The sequence below is a fragment of the Syntrophothermus lipocalidus DSM 12680 genome (genome assembly GCF_000092405.1).
In the GTDB taxonomy this organism is placed as follows: Bacteria; Bacillota; Syntrophomonadia; order Syntrophomonadales; family Syntrophothermaceae; genus Syntrophothermus; species Syntrophothermus lipocalidus.
Window position 1 is genome coordinate 2,104,283 of record NC_014220.1, and the last position, 19,925, is coordinate 2,124,207.

Genomic DNA, 19,925 nt, shown 5'->3' on the forward strand with positions numbered 1-19,925 from the left:
CTCTTTATAGGAAGTTATCCGGGTCATCAGGCCGGTACACGCTCAAAGGAGGCTTGGCTCCTTCTTCCAGCTTCAAGCTGGCTTCATAAGGCCCGAATAACTCGTTGACGTCCTTGATCAGCTTGCGGTTCAGAAGCATCAAAGGAAGGCCCACCGGGCAAGCCCGCTCGCATTCACCGCACTCTACGCAGCGCCCAGCTATGTGCATGGCCCTTACCACATGGTACATCCAGTTGTCAGCCAGGTTAACCTCCCGGCCCACCCACTGGGGACGGGTCTCGTCGAAGATGCATTTCCGGCAGTTGCAGGCCACACAGATCTGCCGGCAGGCGTAACAGCGGATGCACCGAGAAAACATCTCGGCAAAGAATTCGTATCGCTCGGCCGAGGTCATGGCTTCTATCCTTTTTACGTCCGCGAACCTCTCCCCTTCCAGGTGAGGCGCCTGCTCGCTGCCCAAAAGCTCGTCGAATACCACCGGGTTCGGATGAACGCACTGGCGGCACTTGGCTGCAAGCCCTTCGCTGTCCGGCTTGCCGGCTAAGCCCGAATCTGCCCAGGCCGCGGCCACCGGATCCTTCATGCCCGGACAAGGAATACCTATGATATAAAGCCTTTCCCTGGCAAACTGGTTATCCTCGATCAGCCGCACCACGCCGCGGGAATCGCATCCTTTAACGAAAATGCCTATTTTTTCATGTCCGTCGCGGTAATCCAGAAGATAGGTGCTCAAGTTGTTGATACAGAATTCGTCGAAAACCAGCCTGTCTGCCTCTTCAGTACTGCGTATTACCGCTAGGTTGCTGCGGAACGGCTGGGCTCCCTTTTCCCAGCCCAGTATCAAGTCTACCTTCTGGTTTGCTAAAAGCCGTTTCGCTACCTCACGTACCTGGCTCGTAAGTTCTTTCATTTGGCATCCCTCAACTTTCTGGCGGGTCCGACTTTTCGTACATCGCCGACCACTTTGGTTATCACGTCTGCGAATTTCTGCCCTTCCGACCCCGATATCCAGGCAGTGTGGTAACGTTCGGGCTCAAACCCCAGGTATTCTAGGAAGTTCTTCATCAGGGTGTGGCGCCTTCTGGCGTAATAATTGCCACTACCATAGTGGCAGTCTCCGGGGTGTCACCCAGAAACCAGCACCCCGTCCGCTCCCTGACTGAAAGCCCGCATAACGAACTGCGGGTCGATGCGACCCGAGCAGGGAACCCTAATTACACGCACATCGGCCGGGTACTGCAACCGGTTAAGACCTGCCAGGTCCGCTCCGGCGTAAGAACACCAGTTGCAGGCAAAGGCGATAATCTTCGGTTCCCAGCCGCTCCCATTATCTATAGACACAGTGCATCCACCTCCGCCACTATTTGTTCATCGGTGAAGCCCTTCAGATTAAGAGCCCCGGACCGGCAGGCCCCGACACAGGCTCCGCAGCCCTGACACAAACCCTCGTTGACCGAAGCCACTTTCCGCTCTATCACATGACCGTGACTCCGTTCCTGAACGGCTTTCATGCTGATAGCTTTGTACGGGCAGATCGGTACACACAACTCGCAACCGGAGCATTTGGAAGCATCCACTTCCGAAACCATCGGCTGCGTGGCCAACTCACTCTTGGAGAACAGCGCGCACACCTTGACCGCCGCAGCACTGGCTTGGGCCACGGTATCCGGTATGTCCTTAGGCCCCTGACAAGCCCCGGCCAGGTATACCCCTCCGGTGAAAGTCTCCACCGGCTGGAGCTTGGGATGGGCTTCCTGGAAGAAACCGTCTTTGTCAGTAGAAAAGCCCACCAATTTGGCAATCTCCTCAGCCCCGCGGGCTGGTACCATAGCCGTAGCCAAAACCACCATGTCCACCTCTACCTCGATTGGCCTTCCCAAAAGGGTATCCTCGCTCTTTAACACCAGGCGGTCCCCGCGCGGGTAGATCTTGCTGACCCGGCCGCGGATGTATTTGGCCCCGGCTTTGAGCGAACGCTGGTAGAACTCCTCGTAGCTCTTGCCAGCAGTACGGACGTCCATGTAAAACACGTACGCTTCAGCCCCTGGTATCTTTTCCAGGACCTGCATAGCGTGCTTAGCCGTGTACATGCAGCAGGCCCGGGAACAGTAGGTCTTGCCTTTGGTGTCGTCCCTTGAACCCACACATTTGATAAAAGCTACGCTTTCCGGTATTTTACCGTCCGAAGGCCGCTTGATCTTGCCCCCGGTGGGACCGGAAGCGTTGACCAAACGTTCGAAATGTAGACCGGTGATGACGTCTGGATACTGTCCGTATCCGTATTCGCCGTAAGTCTGGGTCCAATCGAATAGATCAAACCCGGTAGCCATAACAATAGCTCCAACATTCTCCGTAACTATTTCATCTTTGTCCTCGAAGTTTATCGCTCCGGTAGGGCAAAGCTTGTCGCACACGCCGCACTTGCCGGTCTTGAACTTCCGGCAGTTAGCAGCGTCGATAACCGGTTTGTTGGGCACGGCTTGAGGAAAAGCCTTGTAAATTGCGGTCCTGGTCCCCAAGCCGAGGTCGAACTCGCTCTTCAAGTTCCTGCTCGGGCACTTGGTCTCGCAGGTCCCGCAGCCGTTGCATTTGTCCCAATCCACGTATTTCGCCTTGCGGCGAATCGTTACCGTGAAGTTGCCGATATATCCGTTGACAGCCTCCACTTCGGAGTAGGTATACATCTTAATGTTAGGGTGCTGCGCCACAGCAACCATCTTGGGTGTGCTTATTCAGGCCGAGCAGTCTAAGGTCGGGAAGGTCTTGTCCAGCTGGACCATCCTTCCCCCGATGGTGGCCTCCCGCTCCACCAGTATAACCTCGTATCCGGCATCGGCGATATCCAAGGCTGACTGCATCCCGGCAATACCCCCGCCGATAACCAGAGCCCGCTTGGTGATGGGAATGGTTCCGGAGGTGAGGGGCTTGTTCTTCAAGACTTTGAAAACAGCCATTCGGATGAGGTCGATGGCCTTCTTAGTCGCCTGGCCTTTATCAGAATGAACCCATGAGTCCTGCTCGCGGATGTTCACCATTTCGAAAAGGTAAGGGTTCAATCCTCCGTCGGCTATGGCCTTGCGGAAAGTGTTTTCATGCATGCGGGGTGAACACGAAGCCACGACTACCTGTTCGAGCCGGTGTTCCTTAATCGACTTCTTGATGAGGTCCTGTCCCGGGTCAGAACACATGTATTTGTAGTTGGTCGCGAAAACCACTCCGGGCATGGTAAGGGCTTCTTTGGCCACCCGTTCCGTGTCGATAACCCCCGCGATATTGGTTCCGCAGTCGCATACGAATACACCTACTCTTTTCACTCTTTGCTCACCTCCTCAGCCCCGCTCTTAGCCTCTTTCTTTAAAAACGCTTCTGCGACCTTGACTGCCTTTTCTTTATCCTGGGCCATCATCTGGGCTACTTTCTTCATCTTCTCCGGGTCCTTGCTGAACAAACGAGCTGCTTGCTCGACCTTCTCCTGGTCATCCGGGAAAAGCCGCTCGGCGAGCTTCACCGCGCCTTTGTTGAGCTCCACGGGCTGCGTTTTCTCTCCTGACTCGGGTGCCGGTTCCTCGGTCGATTTTTTCTCTAGCTGTCCCTGTTGTGTAGCTTCGGCGATTCTTTCGGAAATCTTCTGAGCCTTCTTTCCTTCTGGCTCGGCAGGCGGTTCCTCCATCTCCTGCGGTAGATGAGTTATGTGATAAAAGGCCTCCACGAAGTGGCGGTCGATACCGACTTCTTTGGGAGATACACCGCAAGCAACCGCTACCAGTTCGGTGATGTAATAAACGGGCAGGTTAAACTTGACCCCAAACGTTTTTTCTACCTGGCTTTGGCGCATGTCCAGGTTCATATGGCAGAGCGGGCAGGCGGTCACTATGCTGTCTGCCCCCTGCTCAACGGCGTTCTTAAGTATCGCGTAGGTCATCTTGAGGCCTACATCCGGTCTCATGGTAACGAGCGAAGCCCCGCAGCACTCCGTCTGGTACGACCACTTGACCGGGTTCGCTCCCAAAACCTTCATTATTTTGTCCATGGACTGGGGGTACTCCGGGTCATCAAACCCCGTGTATTCGACCGGTCTTACCAAGAGGCAGCCATAGTAACAGGCCGGTTTCATCCCTTTCAAAGGATTTGTCACCTTGGCAGCAATGGCCTCCAGCCCTACCGTCTGCACCAGCACTTCTAATATCGATAAGGTACGGTTGCTGGCAGTGTAAGGCATGCCTATGGCCTCCCGAACCCTCTCGGCCAGCTCCGCGTCCTCGCGCACCCGGTGTTCGGTAGCGCGGGACCGGCTGTAACAGGCGGCGCAAGGGGCCAAAACATCCAGTCCTTCTTTTTCCGCTATGGCAAGATTCCGGGCGGGAAGAGCAACCGATAACAGTTTGGTGGTGCTGTGGGCCGAAGTCGCCCCGCAGCAGCCCCAGCCCGGGATCTCCTCCAATTCCACCCCCAAAACCGATGCTGTTTTCTGGGTAGAAAGGTTGTACTCGATGGCACTGGCATCCAAGGAGCATCCGGGATAGTAAGCCAGCTTCAACTCCGGTCACCCCCCATCTGCCTTACCCGTTCAAATATGTTCTTCACTTCCTGCCTTCCTTTTACCGCAGCCGGCAGGAGGTGTACCTTACCCCTTGTAAACATGGGCAGGCCTAAATCCATGTCCTTGAAAAGCTGACCGGTCTTCAGGTTGAACTGCAAAGTCAGCTCTACCTCGTGAACTCTTCCGTACTTCTCAACCAGATTCAGGAATGCCTGGTTAAAGGATGCTACCTTTTTGTCGGTGACAACCCCCTGAGCTAAAGCCTCCCGGCGCATAGCGTCCATTAGAGATGCTATATCCACCCCGCGCGGGCACCGGGCAGTGCAGGTTTCGCAGGTCGCGCATATCCATATGCTTTCGGCCTTCAGAGCCTCATCTACCAACTCAAGCTGCAAGAGTCTTATAACTTGCCGGGGCGTATAGTCCATAGCAAAAGCCACAGGGCAACCGGCCGCGCACTTGCCGCACTGGTAGCAGAGACTGACCTCGGTACCGCTCTCCCGCTCGATACGCCGGATAAATTCCTTTTTGGCGGGATTGGGAGCCACCAAGACCCTCTCCATCTCCTTCTCTCCCTTCCGTAAATGTATTCAGCCCCAAATAGAGCATGATAGCCGGTACTTGTTAATTAATTCACAGATGCTCGATATATCGCGGGTTTTCATATATTAAGTATCTTAATTTAAGGTCCCGGCAATTGCAAGCTGTATACACCAACTATATGCATTATGCAATAAAAACGGGGAGAACCCGATCAGGTTAAACTCCCTCCTACATCAGCTACTTATGCATCATTGAAGCGGTTACCTTTGCTAAATTAGGCAAACTTGCTTTCGCAATACATGTTCAGTTGGTCGTTCTTCCACACGAGGCATTCGGCCACTTTGATGCCTATCCCAAGGAACAAAGCTTTGACAGCCCTAAAACTGACTCATGATTAGGAAAGACTTTAAGAACTCTTTCTCGTTGGTAAAATTCCTCAATTGGCCATTTTTGTAAAAACCACTGCATCAACAATAATGACGATAAAAGGGGGAGAATCGTAATGAGCTACCAGAGCCACGTCCGCTCTGGGGCTTTGGGCCAATATCATTTAAACTCTGGCCCTGTATTAGACAGTCATGCGGACTCAACTCACCATCCTCCCCACTCGATGAATTCACCAGTCTGCCTCTTTTCCTTATCCTTTGCTCTGAATGTACTCGTGTATAGCTCTAGCAGCTCTTTTCCCTGCCCCCATCGCTAAAATAACAGTAGCTGCCCCGGTGACTATGTCCCCGCCTGCAAAAACCCCTGGAATGGAAGTCTGCCCCGTGGTGTCATCAACTACTATATTCCCCCTCTTATTTGTTTTCAGGTTTGGGGTTGTTTGCTGTATCAAGGGATTGGGGCCCTGCCCGATAGCCATTATTACTGTGTCTACTTGCATCTCGTATTCCGAACCCTTTATTGGTATGGGGCTTCTCCGTCCCGACTCGTCCGGCTCTCCCAGTTCATATCTCTGACATACCATGGATGTTACCCTTCCCTCTTCATTTCCTTTAATTTCTACAGGACTTGTGAGAATCTCAAAGTGCACTCCTTCCTCGCGGGCGTGTTCGATTTCTTCACGGCGAGCAGGCATTTCTTCGAAGGAACGACGGTAGACAATATATGATTCCGCCCCCAAACGAAGAGCTGTACGGGCTGCATCCATTGCTACATTTCCTCCCCCAATAACCGCTACTCGTTTTCCTACTCTTATGGGAGTTAGGTATTCAGGGAATCTGTAGGCTTTCATCAGATTGTTGCGGGTCAAGAATTCGTTCGCCGAATAGACTCCATTTAGGTTTTCTCCTGGAATGTTCATGAAGGATGGCAAACCCGCACCCGTTCCAATGTACACAGCATCATATCCTTCCTGCAAGAGCTCGTCTACCCTACCTAGTTTACCTACCACATAGTTGGTTTTGATTTCCACGCCCAGCTCGACGATACTGGCTATCTCCCGGGCTACTATGGATTTGGGCAACCGAAACTCGGGAATCCCGTAGACAAGTACACCTCCCGGCATATGCAAGGCTTCAAAAACAGTTACCTTGTAACCCATAAGGGCGAGATCTGCCGCTGCCGTAAGTCCTGATGGTCCTGATCCCACTATAGCTACCTTCTTGCCATTGGGTTTTGCCTTCTTCACAGACCGGCTTCCGTGCGCCATCTCCCAATCAGCCACAAATCGTTCCAATCTTCCGATGGCTACCGGTTCGTGCTTCTTGCCAACAGTGCATTTTTTCTCGCACTGGTTTTCTTGAGGGCACACTCTTCCACAAATGGCGGGCAGATTGTTTTTCTCCTTAATGATGCTTATGGCCCCCGCGAAATCCCGCTCAGTTATCTTTTTTATGAAGGCCGGAATATTGATTTCTACCGGGCAGCCTTCCATACAAGGACTGTTCTTACACTGGATACAACGCTGGGCTTCTGCTACTGCAGTGTCTTCGTCATACCCCAGTGCCACCTCATTGAAGTTGTGGCAGCGTTCTTTCGCATCCTGGTGGGGCATAGGGTGCTTGGTAGGAATAATCTTTCTTCTTACTTCTGACATTTGCATCCCCCTTTACGGTGAAAACTCTGCATCGCTAATCGTTCCTCTTCAACAAACATCCTTGAACGCTGCAGTACCAATTCCCAATTCACCTGGTGGCCGTCGAATTCGGGTCCGTCCACGCAAGCGAACCTGGTAGCATCCCCTACCTCAACCCTGCACGCCCCGCACATACCAGTCCCGTCTACCATTATCGGGTTAAGGCTTACCGTGACCGGAATCTCTTTCGGAGTAACCCGAGATACAGCGTGCATCATGACCACCGGACCGATAGCCACCACCTTGTGCACCTTTTCCCGGGCCAATACGTCGGTGAGTACATCGGTTACAAATCCTTTACGGCCAGCGGTCCCATCATCTGTGGCTACGTGCAGTTCGGAACTTATCTGTCGCATCTCGTTTTCCCAGATAAGCATGTCCCGAGTACGTGCACCGATTATGGATATCACCCGGTTCCCGGCTTCTTTCAGGGCACGGGCGATAGGGTATACCGGTGCTACTCCTACTCCACCCCCTACGCATACCACCGTGCCAAAGTTTTCTATCTCCGACGGACACCCTAAGGGGCCTACGAAATCAAGGATGCTGTCGCCTTCCCGAAGTTCACCCAGCAATTCGGTAGTCTTACCAACTTCCTGGAATATAATGGTAATTGTGCCGACATTTGTGTCGTAATCGGCAATGGTAAGAGGTATTCTTTCTCCTTCCTCGTCAATCCGTAGTATAATGAACTGGCCGGGCCGGGCCTTACGTGCGACTTCCGGCGCCTCGATTTTAAATAGCTTGATCTTTGGTGCCAGTTCCTCCCTGAACACTATTGCGTACATCTTACAACCCTCCATTCGTCACATGTAATGGTGAAATGAAACAAGGAGTTATCAAACATATCCGTATAACAGTAACACCTCCTTTGCCCTCCAGAAACGTAAAGGAATCGAGCATATTTCTCCTTCTACGCGTACTTTGAGTGCTCTTGTGTTTTAGTCCTGTCGGTCGGAATCCTTCTACTAACCTTCACACCCGTGTACCGTTCCGACACATATGGAAGACGGTTCAGGGTGTTTGATTATGAGACACTAACCGGAGGGTTTCTTCTACACTACCCATACGCTGCCATAGTTTTGTAAGCTGGCCAACCGGTTTGAGTTGGACGAAGCGGGCCACCTCACTGGCTCGCTCAACCAGAATCTTGTCCTTGCTAGCAAGAAACAAGGTTTCTTCCCCATCGATAGAAAGGGTGGTCTTCCGGTCAGAGTCAACTACAAACCCGAGGCGCGAATCGGCGCCGACCACGAGGGACCTAGCACTGCCAAATTGGGGGCTGATAGGTGTAATTACAATCGCTGCCACGGATGCACTTAAGATTGGCCCCCCTGCCGACAACGAATACCCAGTAGACCCCGTAGGAGTTGCACAAATAACTCCGTCGCCTCGGTAACTAACGAGAGTCTTACCATTGAGCTGCAAGTTTAGAGTAACGATATGCGGCGTAGCAGACCTGATGACCACGTCGTTGAGGGCTACCGCCCTTAATAGTGCTTTTTTGTTTTTAATAACCACGGCTTGCAGCATGAGCCTTTCTTCAAGGACATACTCCTGCCTTAGAATTTTGTCCAGGGAAGCCATGACTTCTTCCGGTTCCACACTGCTCAGAAACCCGACTTTCCCCAAATTAACACCCAGTATAGGAGCACTGAGCCGGCTGAAATGCCGAGCAGCCCTCAGTACAGTCCCATCTCCTCCGAGCACAAAGACTACTTCCGCCCCGTAATTATAGTTTGGCAGGTCTTGGCTTGTGAGAACAGTGACATCAACCCCTTTGGTGCAGGACAGCCGGGCATGTAAGTCCCTTGCCAGCAAAGTAGCCCGGCAGTCATTCTTGTAAACAATAACTACCTGCACTCGGCCCACCCCTACATAGCACTTGCTACGGTACGCTTAATGCAACTTTCGTGCCACACTCTGACACAATTAGATTCCAGGTGGTAAATATCCACGACGTTATGAGTTTTCTCCATTACTTTAGGTAGGTTCTGGACCAAGCACCCCGATACCCGAATAGCTACGCTTCCCTTATCGCGCCGATGACGAGACGCGTTATAGGACCTAAAACAACTCCCGCATGGGACTCAAACGCCAAACCCAAACGTACCTTACGGGCACTTATGAGTTGATATGCGGAACAAGAGGCATAACAACATAGCAAAGGCACAAACCGAAATGCATATTTCGGATGGAGGTCTCCCGGATCAAGCTGAAACACTCAGCCGTTGGCATAGTATCTTCGCGAGTACATAGGTGGTACATACACCCAGCACCTAACTAATTTGCGCGAAGCACCAGCACGGATGAGTCAGTCTTATTCACCCGGAAGCTTCGGAGCTCCCGTAGGACAGGCGTCGACACAGGAACCACACTCCGTACACAGTTCGGGGTCAATAATGTACTTGTCTTCATGCTCTGTTATAGCCCCAACAGGACACTCATCCACACAAACACCACAAGCAACACACTCATCTGTAATAACGTATGACATTGTCTTCCTCCCTTGTTATCCGTGATCGCTGATTGAACTAGAAAAACCATGTCTCTTGTTCCGCTTGTCTTAGTGACCACCACTCTTCATACCCCACATCGCCCTCACGCAAAGCAAAAAAAGCAGTGTGCTCTGCTGGCAGGTCGTAGCAAGAATCATGCCGAACTCGACATATCAGGGTTATACCCTCGGTTCGAAGGTAAATTTTAAGCTGCTAAAAGTGCTACCGGATACGATCCGGTACATTTAATTAGGGTCAGTGACCCGAGATGGGACACCCAGGCTATTGTACGGTGTTCAGATTTACTGCACGTGCCGTACAATACGGTCTTTTGCACTGTGATGGAACCGAACGGGCAATAGCCTCATAGTCGGGTCTCATGGAAGGGATAATTATGCGGGGTGCCGTGTTTGCCCCTCTCTCCCACCAGCGTCAGTGATTTGTATGGAGCAAACAATGCGCACCTCTCACACATTTGAGGAAGAAGTCCGGCCTGTCTATCGTATAAATGTAAGGGCTAGGGAACATGCAGGGCCATAATAGCAACAATGTTGCAGATTACGGCTCTTCTTGCGGCGTGTTTATAGGCAACGCGCTTGGAAGGAGCTTCCTGTGTGACATGAAGGGGTGGAAGTTGGAGATATAAACTTGTTGTCCATTATCTGAGATTTACGTTCTCCGGGTTTTGTCCGGGAGCATGTCTGCAGCCCTCTTAGCTTACGAAAACATCCTGACCGTATATAATAGGCAGGCGACGGCGGATTACGGCTTACATTGAGGCGGTACAGGCTTCCATAGAATTACCGGGAATTTCGACCCAAATAAAAACTGCGACCGTCACAGTCGCAGCAAACGCAGATAATAATTTCCCCAATGTAACTAGAGAGTTGCAACTTCATACAATACTGTACTTTTGCATTTTTCGATACAGGCTACTCCTCGATATCCCAAGTTCTTTGGCGACACGACTCTTATTATCTTTAAACTTCCGCAGGTAGTTTCTTATGAGTTGCTCTTCTACGTTATCCCGGGAAGGCGTCTTTTCCCATACAGGAATATACCCTTCTTGGCTTTGGATTATATCGAAGGGCAGAACATCTACTGTTATTACCTCTCCAAGCATCATACTAATTGCCCGTTCTATTACATTGCTCAGTTCCCTGACGTTACCAGGCCAATCATACCCTAGAAGCACATCCATAGCTCTGTCCTCAATTCCGGCAACTTTCTTTCCCATCCTCGGACCTATGGTCTTCATAAAATGCTCGACAAGTTCCGGGATATCTCCTTTTCTTTCTCTCAACGGAGGTATCTGTATAACAATTACGCCAAGGCGATAGTAAAGATCCAGTCGAAAGCGGCCTTTCCTTACCTCATCCATGAGATTTTTATTAGTGGCTGCAATTACCCGCACGTTAACAGGAATTACCTCCGTTCCCCCCAATCGGACAACGTTACCTTCCTCCAGCACCCGTAGCAACGATGCCTGAAGATCTAGCGCCATTTCTCCAATTTCATCCAAAAAGATCGTACCCTGGTCTGCGAGTTCAAATTTGCCTGGGTTGCCTCCTTTGCGAGCTCCCGTAAAGGCGCCTTCTTCATATCCAAACAATTCACTGCTAATAAGTTCTCTGGGTAGAGCAGCACAATTTATAGCAAAAAAGGGCTCACCCGCTCGGCTACTCGCATTGTGAATGGCTTGGGCAAGCAGATCCTTCCCCGTTCCGCTTTCTCCTAATAGCAACACATGTGAATCAGAAGTAGCCGCCCTTTCTGCCTGCCTTACCGCACTTTTGAAATTGCTACTGCTCCCAACGATGTCATCAAACGTGATCTTCGCCCGTGCTCCTGCTACCCGTTTTATCAGTCGCCTGTACTGCTGCATGGCTTGAAGAATAACCACCTTACCAAGTACCTTGTCATCGCGATTCACCAAGGGGGTAGAACTGACCGCCAGCTTAACCGTTTCATCCGTTTTTCGCAGAATCAACGGTTCGCTGCACAGTTTTTTGTTATCGGCCAACTTGGCTAAGAACAGCCTGTTTCCTGATGGAACTAGAGAGCACAACCTCTTACCCAGTGCCGTCCGGGGATCGAGGCCCAACATTCGGGCTGCCAGGCCATTCATATGCGTTACTTTTCCCTCTCGGTCCAAGGTTATAACTCCGTCCGACATAGAGTCCATGATAATGCTTTTGTACATGTTGGCCATCTCACTCTCCTGGCAAGCCTGGTACAAGGCAAGCTGCCTCTCTATAGACCTCGCTGCGGCTACAGCCATTCCCAATGTATGACGGTTGACAAGCTCAAACGGACCCGTGATGTCAAGCACCCCGATAACGTTACCATCACTGTCAAATATGGGCGAGGCCGAACAGGTAGTTATGGTCGCACACAGGCAGTAATGTTCGTAGCCGAATACCTGCACCGGTTTGCCCAGGGCCAGTGCCAACCCCACTGCATTAGTACCCATGACTTGCTCCGACCAGTTCGCTCCTTCGCTAAAGTTGGCCCCGGCTGTGAATTCCAGTTCCCACTTGTCGCCTATCCTTTTGAGGAGGTACCCGTCTCCATCCGCCAGTGTAAAAGCAAACCCTGAACCTTCAGTGAACTTGAACAGGTTCTGCATGCTCACCGTAGCCTCTTCGAGTAGTGCCCGGTTTTTTATGCGCCTTTTCTCCAACTCTTCTGCACTAAGGACATGATGATTCTTGCGTTTAAACGGGTCTACCCCATAAGCCCGGCTCCTGGCCCAGGAATCCCGTATCTCCTGGGATACTATAATTCCCTCACACTCCCCCTTTTCCCGCAACACCTTCCAGATACGAATCATTTCCTTTTTGTCCCCGTGCATCCGTCTATTCTCCCTCCTTTCCAGAATTCCTCAACAACCCCCCCCATCATGCGAATTATTTCGGCCGCACAGACACATTCCGCCTAGTCCCATTATAGCATGCTTCTGTTTTCGACATTAAACTACAACAACGGAAAGGCTACGAGTACCCACCTGATAGCCCAACCGGAACAAGAAACTGCAGCATATGAACTCACTTTTTTGCGAATCTCGCCAAATACCTATATATTGCCAAAACCTGCTACTTATATAAAAGACAGGCTGAACGATTGCATGGGAGCGCACGGTTCCGTAATGTGGGCGCTAGACTCTTTAGCTATTCAGGGGAAGTAAATTGACAACTTATCCCAAACGGTTTCTCCTTATGCTTATTAGCCCATAAGATACCAATGGGAGAAGAGACACAACCGTTCAGCCATCTTTAATTTCCATCTTTGCGGTCCTACATCTGTCTTCTGACTACCACGAACACCATAAACAACATCACTGCCATGCATACTAAGTAAATAGACCAGTAAATGAGACTATCCACCAAAGGTACATTACCTGCTGGGAAATTTGAATAGAAAGTTGAGGTCACTCCCACAGCTATGATCGCAGCCGCGATCCTGTACGTCCATGAATTAACAACATTCTTCCACTTAGGCTTTGACTTCACCATATTATCACCACCAAGCGACGCTATGACCCGTATCATTGGTTGTACAGTCCTTTTCCCAACTTAAGACCAACGCTCACACCCACCATTGCCACATCCTTGTTTCCGACCCTTGGGGGGACCCGTGTGTTGTCTCAGTGTAGAGTGTGTGGCCCCAGCACACTTCTGCGGGCCACACGCTCCAATCTTTTCCGCTAAGCGCCTGCGCCAGACGATACCGCCCGTTGTCCCACCTTTTTGATAGTCTCTGGAAGGAGAGCAAGGGGCACCAACGAACACAGGTACAAAACCGCCGTAAATCCTATGGCCACGGTCATTGAAGTGGCGGCAGCGATAGCACCCATAATATAAGGCATAAAGAATGACGTCATCCGAGCCAAGTTGTAGATGCCATTCACCGCCGTAGCCCGAACCTCAGTCGGGAAGAGCTCAGACATGTAGCCGCCGTACATGCCAAATATCGGATAGGTGATAAAAGCATATATCGGTGCAAATGCCAGCAGTGTTGAGCCGCTCTTAATGGATACAAATATCAACACTGCCACGAAGGATGCTGCGAGGGCGAAATAGGCGGGCGGCTTCCGTCCCCACCTGTCCGCAATAAAGGCAAAGACGATGTAACCTACGACGCCGCCACAGTTCAACACTAACAGGTAGTTCATAGCCTTAACAATATCTAACCCTCTGTCAGTGGCGAGCCAGTTGGGTATCCAACTCATTGAACCCCAGTAGGCCAGTAGTGTAAACCACACTAAACCGAACGCACATATGGTACGCCGGCGTAGTTCAGGAGAGAAGAGCTGGGCAATATTGCCAAGTTTGACCAGCCCCTGGTGGGCTTCGTGTCTTTTCTTCAGCCAAGCTTCAGGCTCGGGAATTACTATCTTAGCAAGAATAGCAATGACAACGCCAATAGCTCCGAAATAGAACAAAGGCCTCCAGCCGTAGCTGGGGATTACCACTTTAGCAAGCTGCGCCGCCAACATCGGACCAAAAGCAAAACCCGTTTGAATCACTGCCGAACACATGATCCGAAGGCGAGCCGGCATAATCTCGGCAACCAGGGTATTACCCACACCCCATTGGGCCCCCAACCCGATACCAACCATTAGCCTTAGAAACAGCATCATACCTAGGGAGTTTGCAAAAGCGAAACAGACTGTGAAGATTGAATACCATAACAGGCAGTAAAACATCACGTTTACCCTGCCAAACTTGTCGGACAACCAGCCAGACAACAAGCCACCGATTCCCGCACCCAGCAGAGGAAACCCAAGAACCAACCCTAAAGAAGCCGCCGGAATCTTTAGGTCGGCCATCATCGCGGTGGCGGATACTGACACGAGCTGCCAGTCCATAACGTCCAGGATGAGGGCTATCCACGCGAAAATCCAAACTACAACCTGGATAGCTTTTAACGGAGCATGCTCATCGGGAATAGGAATATACCTTTGACCGTACGCGCCTTCCACTGCACCATCTCCTCCTTACCAAGTTGATTGTTGCAGAACCCTTTGTGCTTTTACCAACCTATCTCCCCCCTCCCTTCCCGCTCCCTGTATCTCAGTACAGCCCAACGGGCGGTTACAGCTCCGCCGCTAGGCCGTACCGATTACCGTATTTTTGGGGCCTTTGAATACCTCACGCTGTGATAACGATCTAGGCAAGTATTCTTCCTGAGATGACTACCCTTTGTATCTGCTGGGTCCCCTCGTAGATCTGCAGGATCTTGGCGTCTCGCATCAGCTTCTCCACCGGGTATTCTTTCATATATCCATACCCACCGAGAACCTGTACTGCGTCAACCGCAACCTTCATCGCTACGTCTCCCGCATACAGCTTAGCCATAGCTCCGAGCTTCGGGTCGGGGTTGCCATGGTCAATCTCCCAAGCCGCCTTCCAGACCAAGGCACGGGCGGCCTCGATTTCCGTTGCCATATCCGCGAGCATGAAGGCGATAGCCTGCTGGCTGGCGATGGGCTTACCAAATTGAACCCTTTGCTTGGCGTAGTTCAGTGCTTCTTCGTATGCTCTTCGCGCAACCCCGACCGCCGCTGCACCGATGCTCATCCTGGTTCTGTCCAGCGTTTGCATAGCGATCTTAAATCCTTCTCCTTCTTTACCGAGAAGGTCTCTAGCAGGTACCCGCACTTCATCAAAAATGACCTCAGCAATGTGGGACGCCCGGTCGCCCATCTTGTCCTCCACTTTACCCATGGAAAGGCCCGGGGCATCTCCAGGCACCAGGAACGCGCTGATTCCCTTAGTCCCTTTGACAGACCGGTCAGTTTTCGCGAAGACAGTGTACATGTTGGCGATTCCCCCGTGGGTAATGAAGCACTTAGTACCCGTCAGAATGTACTCGTCACCCACCTTTCTCGCGAAGGTGTTCATGCTCGAAGCGTCAGACCCAGCGTTGGGCTCGGTTAGGCAAAACGCTGCTAAGACCGGAGCCTCTCCAAACTGCGGCAACCACCGGTCCTGTTGCTCCTCCGTGCCAGCAATGAGGATAGGGGTGAGCGCGAGGGTGTTACCGTCCCAGGCTCCACTGACTCCAAGACATCCATAGGCAATTTCTTCTACGAGGATTGCCTCGGTTACATGGTCCAGTTCTAGACCGCCATACTTGGCGGGGAGGTTGAAATTCCACAGACCGATTTCGAAAGCCTTCTTTATGATGTCCCACGGCATTTCACTCTTGCGGTCTAATTCGGCCGCCACCGGAATTATTTCATTCCTGGTAAACTTGCGGGCCAATGCCTGCATTTCTTTTTGTTCGTCAGTAAGTTCAAAGCTGATCAAAACAGCCACCTCCGTTAATGAATACCTTTCCGCGAATCCTCATTTCTTTCTGGTAATGAACCCGTCACCAATGACACCGTCTTTCAGCATCTGCTCTACGTCCGCCTCGCTGTACCCTAATTGCAGAAGCAGCTCCTTCGTGTGTTGCCCCTTAAATGGCGGAGGCAGCTCCGCTATTGCTTCGTATGCTCCGAATTTAATAGGATTCCCAGGCACTTTCACTTTTCCAGCTGTAGCATGTTCATACTCAACTAGCATGTTCCGGGCTTTAGTATTTTCGCTTTCTACAATTTGCGGTACGTCCAGAATCGGCGCCACCGCCACCCTGGCGTCCCTTAGTATCTTCACCACTTCATCCACGGTATAATTAGCCATCCAGTTATTGATAATAGCGGTCATTTCCTCGATGTTTTCCAGTCGGGCGGCATTACTGTTAAATTTGGGGTCGGTAGCAAGTTCCGGACGTCCCATAGCCTGGCACATGTTACCCCACAGCTTTTCATTGGACGCTACTACTCCTACAAACCCGTCTTTGCAAACATAAACGTCATAGGGTCCCCCATCCGGGTGTCGGCTCCCCATGCGTTGCGGGACCCGGCCACATATGGTATAGGCCGGTACGGCGTTTTCCAGACAAGTAAAGATACAGTCTACCAAAGCGATATCGATGTGCTGCCCCTCCCCGGTCAGACTGCGGTAGTGAAGAGCTCCTAGGATTCCGATGCAGCAGTATAGACCTGCAATTACATCGCCAATAGACGAGCCCACCCGCAGCGGCATGTCAGGGTATCCCGTAATACTCATCAACCCACCCATCGCCTGGGCTAACATGTCGTACCCGGGGAGCCTGCTTAGAGGACCATATTGACCAAACGCTGAAGTAGACGTGTATATAATATCTGGCTTCACGGCCTTGCATGCTGCATAACCTATTCCCAGCTTGTCTGCTACCCCGGGAGCAAAATTCTCCATCACCACGTCAGCCTCGGCAATGAATTTAAATGCTATCTCGCGAGCTTTTTCGTACTTCAAGTTCAGCTCTATACTCTTCTTCCCCCGATTAAGGCCGATGAAATACGTGCTTTCCTCCGTCCCGGGTGCGAAGGGCGGCCAGCTGCGCTCATTGGTGTTAGGGCCGGTATCCTCGATCTTTATAATTTCGGCACCCATGTCTGCAAGAATCTGTCCCGCAAACGGACCGGTATACACCCTAGTAAAGTCAACTACCTTTATTCCTTCAAGGATCTTGGTCTTGGCCACAGGTCTTCCTCCTCCCTTTTCAGGCTTTCGTCTAATCGGGAAGGCTGGTAGCCCCCAAAAAGGAGGCCCCCACCTTCCGCAGGGCTATGGATGAGGTCGTTATTCAACCCAGATTATGCAACCTGCTCCTTGAGTCAGCCCGCCGCATATTGCACACGCAGCGTAGCCGCCCCCGTTTTCCTTCAAGTTATAGGCAGCAGTCATCATGATGCGTGAACCACTGGCCGTATTAGCATGCCCCACCGCAATGGCACTGCCGTTGACATTTAGCTTGCTCTTCAATTCCTGGTACTTGCTATCGTCGTTATCTAGGATGGGCTTGGTCGACGCTTCCTTAACCATCTCGTTGTAGTCGCTAGTCAGGAACCTCTGGTTGGACAGGAGTTTTGTTGCCACCAGTGGAACGCAAGCAAAGGCCTCGTTAATCTCGATGAACTTCATATCGTCGATGGTTAACCCGGTCACGTCCAAGCACTTTTTGATCGCAAATGCCGGGGATACGGGCATAATCCGGGGTTGAAGCGCTATTGACGACATGGCTACCACTGTATACAGGACGTCCAGCCCTAACTGTTCGGCCTTTTCCCGCTTCATGAAGATTTGTGCGCAAGCCCCGTCGTTCATGCCCGGGGCGTTACCCGCCGTTACCGTAGGATTGCCAAATATAGGCTTTAACCTGGCTAGTTCTTCAATTTTGACGTCAGGGCGATATTGCTCGTCAATCTCCAAAACCTTTTTAGACACTACATTCCCTTTCTTATCCTTCTTGACCAATTCCAGCGGAACCATTTCCTGCTTGAAGAAACCCCGTTCGTAGGCCTTGCCGTACTTAACGTGACTGGCCACTGCGAACTCATCCTGTTCCTCTCTGGATACTCCGTATTCAACAGCTACGTCCCCAGAGTCAACTGCCACCGGAGCGTAATCCTTGTATCCTAGAGGAATTATGGGATCCTCCACTAGAAATGACGTGTGACGTTTTCCTTCCCACCGTATGCCGCGGAGAAGGAATGGAACCGTACTAAAGCTAGTAGCACCACCAGTCATGACAATCTCGGCTTCACCCAGTTGTATGCTCCGGCCTCCATATTTCACCGCATCCATCCCAGAGATGCAGGCTTGGTCAAACGTTACAGACGGCTTTTCCGGTGGAATACCGGCTTTCAACATGCTTTGCCGAGCAACAACCGGGGTGTAGGGGTCTTTACAGTTAGTGGTATCGCCACACCCCCACCAGACTTCGTCGATCAACTCGGGGTCCATTTTTATCCGCTCTAGGGCGTTCTTCATGGCAATGGCGCCTAGGTCATAGATATCGATGTCTCGCATTGACCCGCCAAAACGACCGAACGGAGTCCTTACCGCTGATACACATACTAGGTCGTCCTTGCTCTTCTTAAAACTCATTCACTTCCATCTCCTGACAAAGTTCAGACACATGTGAAACAGGTAGAGGGAAAGACAAGGCAAGGAAGGGGGTATAGTAGACAAGAAGGTGTGGGGCCCTTTATCCTAGGTTTTGAGAAAGAAAACCGAAGGATAGAAAGGAGGACTCCCACACCTACCATGAAGCTTAGCTTATACAGCGAAAAAAGTCTACGGGTTCATGGAAGTGGAGCTTCCATGAGGATAGGCAGAATTATTCCGTTATCGACGAAAGGGTTTTCGAGGATCAAAGAGATTTCGAAGGAAGCGAAGGTTAGGCTTAAGTTTTTGGAATTTGCCAGGACTCATCCGGTGTCCGTAACATGCAGGAGATTCGGGATATCCAGGTCCACATACTACAGGTGGAAAAAGAGATTTGACCCACGCAATCTAAGGAGTCTTGAAGATAGGTCGAGGAGGCCTAAGAGGGTAAGGAAGCCGGCATGGTCGGTAGAATTGATAGAAAGGGTCCGGGAATTAAGAGAAGAATACCCGCGATGGGGAAAAGCGAAGTTGGTAGTGCTGCTAAAGAGAAAAGGTTTTGAGGTATCAGAGTCGACGGTAGGGCGTATTCTCAGGTATTTGAAAAGAAGAGGGGTATTAAAGGAGCCGGTAAAGAAGGTCAAAGCAAGGGGAGTAGCGAAAAAGCGTATATACGCCACGCGCAAGCCCAAGGAATACAGAGTAGAAAAGCCTGGGGATATGATTCAAATTGACACCCTTGACGTGCGGCCGGACCCCGGGTGTGTGTACAAGCAATTTTCGGCAGGAGATGTGGTATCTAAATGGGGATTTGCGGACGTAAGGAGCGCAGCTACGGCTTTTCTGGCCAAGGAGTTTTTAGAGGAACTCATAAAGGAATGCCCGTTTGAAATAAAGGCCATACAGGTGGACGGAGGAAGTGAATTCTACGCTGATTTCGAGTTGGCCTGTAAAGAACATGGGATAAGGCTGTTCTGTCTGCCACCGCGAAGCCCTAAACTGAATGGAGTGGTGGAGAGGCTCAACCGAACGTACAGGGAAGAATTCTGGTCGTGTTACGAAGGCGATGTAAGGCTGGATGCGATGCGGCCGGAGTTGAAGCGATGGACCTCCAAGGTCTATAATGACTTCAGACCTCATCAAAGCCTGGGATACATAAGCCCCACCCAGTTCTTACAACAATACTGCGCTAGCCCATAATGTCTCACATGTGTTGAACTAGTACATCTCCTTTCGAAACGTTGCTAAAAGGGTTATAATAAACACCAACCCTACATATGAGA

At 51.2% G+C, this 19,925-nt stretch carries 16 protein-coding genes; 1 reads left to right on the forward strand and 15 read right to left on the reverse strand.

What is annotated here, in order from left to right; all coding sequences use genetic code 11:
* Positions 1 to 4 precede the first annotated feature (4 nt).
* The 15 genes from SLIP_RS10255 to SLIP_RS10325 all read right to left on the reverse strand — a co-directional run bounded on the left by SLIP_RS10255 (position 5) and on the right by SLIP_RS10325 (position 18,642).
* Positions 5 to 910 carry a 4Fe-4S dicluster domain-containing protein gene (locus SLIP_RS10255; protein WP_013176220.1) on the reverse strand — a complete coding sequence of 302 codons (906 nt, stop codon included), beginning with the start codon at positions 908 to 910 and terminating at the stop codon, positions 5 to 7.
* Entirely contained in the window at positions 907 to 1,341 is a 435-nt protein-coding gene (locus SLIP_RS10260) for a hydrogenase iron-sulfur subunit (protein WP_013176221.1), read from the reverse strand. The genes SLIP_RS10255 and SLIP_RS10260 overlap by 4 nt, the downstream gene beginning before the upstream one ends.
* Positions 1,332 to 3,314: a CoB--CoM heterodisulfide reductase iron-sulfur subunit A family protein gene (locus SLIP_RS10265; protein ID WP_013176222.1), complete on the reverse strand. Its 1,983-nt coding sequence runs from the start codon at positions 3,312 to 3,314 to the stop codon at positions 1,332 to 1,334. Before SLIP_RS10265 ends, SLIP_RS10260 begins: the two co-directional genes overlap by 10 nt.
* Positions 3,311 to 4,537: a CoB--CoM heterodisulfide reductase iron-sulfur subunit B family protein gene (locus tag SLIP_RS10275; protein WP_013176223.1), complete on the reverse strand. Its 1,227-nt coding sequence runs from the start codon at positions 4,535 to 4,537 to the stop codon at positions 3,311 to 3,313. Before SLIP_RS10275 ends, SLIP_RS10265 begins: the two co-directional genes overlap by 4 nt.
* A complete protein-coding gene (locus tag SLIP_RS10280) occupies positions 4,534 to 5,103 on the reverse strand; it encodes a 4Fe-4S dicluster domain-containing protein (protein ID WP_013176224.1) in 570 nt (189 codons plus the stop codon). Before SLIP_RS10280 ends, SLIP_RS10275 begins: the two co-directional genes overlap by 4 nt.
* Before the next feature lie 617 nt (positions 5,104 to 5,720).
* On the reverse strand, positions 5,721 to 7,124 hold the full coding sequence (gltA, locus tag SLIP_RS10285; protein ID WP_013176225.1) for an NADPH-dependent glutamate synthase: 1,404 nt from the start codon (positions 7,122 to 7,124) through the stop codon (positions 5,721 to 5,723).
* Positions 7,112 to 7,951, reverse strand: a complete 840-nt coding sequence (locus SLIP_RS10290) for a sulfide/dihydroorotate dehydrogenase-like FAD/NAD-binding protein (RefSeq protein WP_013176226.1) — start codon at positions 7,949 to 7,951, stop codon at positions 7,112 to 7,114. The genes gltA and SLIP_RS10290 overlap by 13 nt, the downstream gene beginning before the upstream one ends.
* 226 nt (positions 7,952 to 8,177) lie before the next feature.
* Positions 8,178 to 9,026: an NAD(+)/NADH kinase gene (locus SLIP_RS10295; protein WP_013176227.1), complete on the reverse strand. Its 849-nt coding sequence runs from the start codon at positions 9,024 to 9,026 to the stop codon at positions 8,178 to 8,180.
* Between the two features lie 457 nt (positions 9,027 to 9,483).
* Complete coding sequence (locus tag SLIP_RS12465) at positions 9,484 to 9,660, reverse strand: DUF362 domain-containing protein (RefSeq protein WP_013176228.1); 177 nt, start codon at positions 9,658 to 9,660, stop codon at positions 9,484 to 9,486.
* Positions 9,661 to 10,556: 896 nt separating this feature from the next.
* Positions 10,557 to 12,515, reverse strand: a complete 1,959-nt coding sequence (locus SLIP_RS10300) for a sigma-54-dependent Fis family transcriptional regulator (RefSeq protein WP_013176229.1) — start codon at positions 12,513 to 12,515, stop codon at positions 10,557 to 10,559.
* 442 nt (positions 12,516 to 12,957) lie between these two features.
* The gene (locus SLIP_RS10305; protein WP_041433015.1) at positions 12,958 to 13,176 is read right to left on the reverse strand and encodes a hypothetical protein; all 219 of its coding nucleotides are present in this window, start codon (positions 13,174 to 13,176) and stop codon (positions 12,958 to 12,960) included.
* A 191-nt stretch (positions 13,177 to 13,367) separates the two neighbouring features.
* A complete protein-coding gene (locus tag SLIP_RS10310) occupies positions 13,368 to 14,645 on the reverse strand; it encodes an MFS transporter (protein WP_013176231.1) in 1,278 nt (425 codons plus the stop codon).
* A 187-nt stretch (positions 14,646 to 14,832) separates the two neighbouring features.
* On the reverse strand, positions 14,833 to 15,975 hold the full coding sequence (locus SLIP_RS10315; protein ID WP_013176232.1) for an acyl-CoA dehydrogenase family protein: 1,143 nt from the start codon (positions 15,973 to 15,975) through the stop codon (positions 14,833 to 14,835).
* A 39-nt stretch (positions 15,976 to 16,014) separates the two neighbouring features.
* Positions 16,015 to 17,235: a CaiB/BaiF CoA transferase family protein gene (locus tag SLIP_RS10320; protein WP_013176233.1), complete on the reverse strand. Its 1,221-nt coding sequence runs from the start codon at positions 17,233 to 17,235 to the stop codon at positions 16,015 to 16,017.
* Positions 17,236 to 17,334: 99 nt separating this feature from the next.
* Positions 17,335 to 18,642: a thiolase family protein gene (locus SLIP_RS10325; protein ID WP_013176234.1), complete on the reverse strand. Its 1,308-nt coding sequence runs from the start codon at positions 18,640 to 18,642 to the stop codon at positions 17,335 to 17,337.
* 216 nt (positions 18,643 to 18,858) lie between these two features.
* On the opposite strand from SLIP_RS10325, the gene SLIP_RS10330 reads away from it, so the two are divergent.
* Positions 18,859 to 19,842 carry a helix-turn-helix domain-containing protein gene (locus SLIP_RS10330; RefSeq protein ID WP_013176235.1) on the forward strand — a complete coding sequence of 328 codons (984 nt, stop codon included), beginning with the start codon at positions 18,859 to 18,861 and terminating at the stop codon, positions 19,840 to 19,842.
* Positions 19,843 to 19,925 lie beyond the last annotated feature (83 nt).

Coding starts and splice junctions, on each gene's coding strand:
- gltA (WP_013176225.1), bottom strand. CDS start 7,124: ATGTCAGAAGTAAGAAGAAAGATTATTCCTACCAAGCACCCTATGCCC.
- SLIP_RS10300 (WP_013176229.1), bottom strand. CDS start 12,515: ATGCACGGGGACAAAAAGGAAATGATTCGTATCTGGAAGGTGTTGCGG.
- SLIP_RS10325 (WP_013176234.1), bottom strand. CDS start 18,642: ATGAGTTTTAAGAAGAGCAAGGACGACCTAGTATGTGTATCAGCGGTA.
- SLIP_RS10290 (WP_013176226.1), bottom strand. CDS start 7,951: ATGTACGCAATAGTGTTCAGGGAGGAACTGGCACCAAAGATCAAGCTA.
- SLIP_RS10330 (WP_013176235.1), top strand. CDS start 18,859: ATGAGGATAGGCAGAATTATTCCGTTATCGACGAAAGGGTTTTCGAGG.
- SLIP_RS10305 (WP_041433015.1), bottom strand. CDS start 13,176: ATGGTGAAGTCAAAGCCTAAGTGGAAGAATGTTGTTAATTCATGGACG.
- SLIP_RS10255 (WP_013176220.1), bottom strand. CDS start 910: ATGAAAGAACTTACGAGCCAGGTACGTGAGGTAGCGAAACGGCTTTTA.
- SLIP_RS10280 (WP_013176224.1), bottom strand. CDS start 5,103: ATGGAGAGGGTCTTGGTGGCTCCCAATCCCGCCAAAAAGGAATTTATC.
- SLIP_RS12465 (WP_013176228.1), bottom strand. CDS start 9,660: ATGTCATACGTTATTACAGATGAGTGTGTTGCTTGTGGTGTTTGTGTG.